Annotated in this window: 3 protein-coding genes and 1 rRNA gene; all 4 read left to right on the top strand. The window is 67.5% G+C overall.

Translation table 11 applies throughout. The annotated features are described in order from the left end of the window. Positions 1–3 precede the first annotated feature (3 nt). Positions 4–120: ribosomal RNA gene (gene rrf, locus G6048_RS47455) — 5S ribosomal RNA — on the top strand. Between the two features lie 61 nt (positions 121–181). Then, entirely contained in the window at positions 182–826 is a 645-nt protein-coding gene (locus G6048_RS47460) for an HAD family hydrolase (protein WP_165345811.1), read from the top strand. A gap of 164 nt (positions 827–990) precedes the next feature. Then, a complete protein-coding gene (locus G6048_RS47465) occupies positions 991–2,208 on the top strand; it encodes an MFS transporter (RefSeq protein ID WP_165345812.1) in 1,218 nt (405 codons plus the stop codon). Next, positions 2,159–3,052 (top strand): acetoin utilization protein AcuC (locus tag G6048_RS47470; RefSeq protein ID WP_165345813.1); only part of this gene is annotated, 894 nt, incomplete at its 3' end. The genes G6048_RS47465 and G6048_RS47470, both read left to right, overlap by 50 nt.

Genomic DNA, 3,052 nt, shown 5'->3' on the forward strand with positions numbered 1-3,052 from the left:
TGTTTCGGTGGTCATAGCGTGAGGGAAACGCCCGGTTACATTCCGAACCCGGAAGCTAAGCCTTACAGCGCCGATGGTACTGCAGGGGGGACCCTGTGGGAGAGTAGGACACCGCCGAACAAATATTAAGAAAGCCCCCTTGCCTTCGGTGAGGGGGTTTTCTGCGTTTACAGTCTTTGTTATGCGCTATGACCTCGTCATCTTCGACAACGACGGCGTGCTCGTGGACAGCGAGCCGATTTCCAACAAGTTGCTCGCCGCCTATCTCACCGAGCTCGGGCACCCGACCTCGTACGAGGACTCCCTTCGCGACTACATGGGCGCCGCCATGCATCGCGTACACGATCTTGTGCTGGAACGGACCGGTCAGTGTTTGCCCGAGGACTTCGACGAGGTTTTCCATGCGCGCGTATTCGCCGCGTTCGAGCGGGAGTTGGGGGCGGTCGCCGGGGCCGTCGAGGTGCTGGAGAAGCTGGCTGCGGACGGTGTCGCGTACTGTGTGGCGTCCTCCGGGAGTCATGAGCGGATTCGGGTCGGGCATCGGGCGGCAGGGCTTGAGGGGTGCTTCGAGGACGCGCGGATCTTCAGTTCGCAGGATGTGGGGCGGGGGAAGCCGGCGCCGGATCTGTTTCTGTACGCGGCCGGGCGGATGGGGGTCCGGCCGGAGCGGTGTGTGGTCGTCGAGGACAGCCCGCTCGGGGTGCGGGCGGCTGTCGCGGCAGGCATGGATGTGTACGGGTTCACGGCGATGACGCCCGCTGAGCGGCTCGCGGGCGCCACCGGACTCTTCGGCTCGATGCAGGAGTTGCCCGCGCTCCTCTCCTGATGCTCCCTCTGCTCCCCTCCAGTCCCGAAGCTTCCCCGCGGTCCTGTAGCCCCCTCCAGAATCCGGCAGGATCCGGATCCTGAAGCCCCCTTCCAGAAGCTGAGCAAAATTCACCTTCCGATCCATCTACCCACGAGTAAGCCGCGCCCGTACGCTGATCCGCCATGACAGATGTGCTGCGGCGCGGCCGGGCCTCATTGGCGTTCAGCTTCTTCGCTCAAGGTGTGGCCTTTGCGCTGCTGGTGACGCGGATCCCTGCGATCCAGGACCAGTACGGGATCTCCGATGCCCTGCTGCCCGCCTTCCTCGCCGCTGTGCCGGTGCTCGCCGGCGTCGGCAGCGTCTGTACGGAGCAGCTGGTCAAGCGGGTGCCGCCCAGTCACGTACTGCGCTGGTCGCAGCCCGTCGTGCTGCTCGCGCTGCTCGGCGTCGGAGCCGGTGACGCGCTGTGGGAGATCGGCTTGTCGCTGGCCGCGTTCGGGCTGGCCGTCGGTGCGCTCGACGCGTCCATGAACATGCTCGGGGTCAGCCTTCAGCACGCGTACGGGCGCAGCATCATGCTCGGCTTCCACGCGGTGTACAGCCTCGGCGGGATCCTCGGCGCCTCGCTCGCGTGGGTGGGAGCGCACTGGGACCTGCACCTCTTCGTGTCGTATCTGCCGGTCGTCGTAGTGCTGTTGCCCGTCGCGCTGGTGGGGAGTCGGTGGTACGTCGACGGGGGCGGACCCGGCGCCGAGGAGCCGAAGGAGGTGGCCGGGGCCCAACCCGTCGCCTTCAAGCTGCTGTTGCCGCTGTGTCTGGTGATGACCTTCGCGTACATCGGGGACTCGACCGTCTCCAACTGGAGCGCCAAGTATCTGGAGGACGTGCTGGGCAGTTCTGAGGAGCTGGCGACCGTGCCGTACAACGTCTACATGGTCACGACGCTGCTCGGGCGGGCCATCGGGGACCTAGGGGTGCGGCGGTTCGGGGCCGTGGCGGTCGTACGGCTGGGGTCGGTCGTCGCGGCCGTTGGGTTCGCGGTGGTGGCGGTGGCGCCGGGGGCGTGGGTCGGGATGCTCGGCTTTACGTTGCTGGGGCTCGGGTTGTGTGTGCTCGTGCCGCAGACTTTCGCGGCGGCAGGGCGGCTGTTCCCGGGTGCTGCGGATGCTGCCATCGCGCGGCTGAATATCTTCAACTATGTGGGGTTCTTGATCGGTTCGCCCCTCGTGGGGGCCTTGGGCGATGCGTGGTCGTACCGGGGGGCGATGCTGGTGCCGATGGTGTTGGTGCTGGTGACACTTCTGTACGCCCGTTCGTTCGCTCCTCAACCGGACCGATACGGTGACGGGCATGAGCGGCCGCGCACAGCTGATGTGGGACGAGGCAGTAACGGGCTATGACTTCGGTCCGGATCACCCGATGGATCCGGTCCGGCTGGCGTTGACCCGGCGACTGGTCGATGCCTTCGGGCTCGATCGTGAGATGGACGTGGTCGCGGCGAAGGCGGCCGGGGAGTCGACGCTGCGGCTCGTGCATCGCGCGGACTACGTCGAGGCGGTCAAGGCCGCTTCCGTGGATCCTCGGGCGGCGGACATGTCGTACGGCCTGGGGACCATGGACGATCCCGCCTTCGCCGGGATGCACGAGGTGTCCGCGCTGATCGCCGGGCAGTCGGTGGGCGCGGCCGAGGCGGTGTGGCGCGGGGACGTCTCGCACGCGGTGAACTTCGCGGGTGGGCTGCATCATGCGATGCCCGGCGGGGCGTCGGGGTTCTGCATCTACAACGACGCGTCGCTGGCGATCGCGCGGCTGCTGGAGTTGGGGGCCGAGCGGGTCGCGTACATCGATGTGGATGTGCATCACGGGGACGGGGTGCAGGCCGCGTTCTGGGAGGATCCGCGGGTGCTGACGATCTCGTTGCACGAGCATCCTCGGACGCTGTTTCCGCAGACCGGGTGGCCGGAGGAGACCGGGGCGGACGGTGCGGAGGGCTCCGCCGTGAACGTAGCGCTGCCGGCCGGGACCGGGGACGCGGGGTGGCTGCGGGCCTTTCACTCCGTCGTGCCGGAGTTGATCGCGGACTTCCGGCCTCAGGTGCTGGTGACCCAGCACGGGGCCGATACGCACTTCGAGGATCCGCTGGCTCATCTGGCCGTTTCGCTGGACGCGCAGCGGGCGGTGCAGGTCGCCTGTCATGAGCTGGCGCATGAGTACGCCGAGGGGCGGTGGGTCGCTCTCGGGGGC

The organism is Streptomyces ureilyticus, assembly GCF_011045025.1.
Taxonomy (GTDB): Bacteria; Actinomycetota; Actinomycetes; order Streptomycetales; family Streptomycetaceae; genus Streptomyces; species Streptomyces ureilyticus.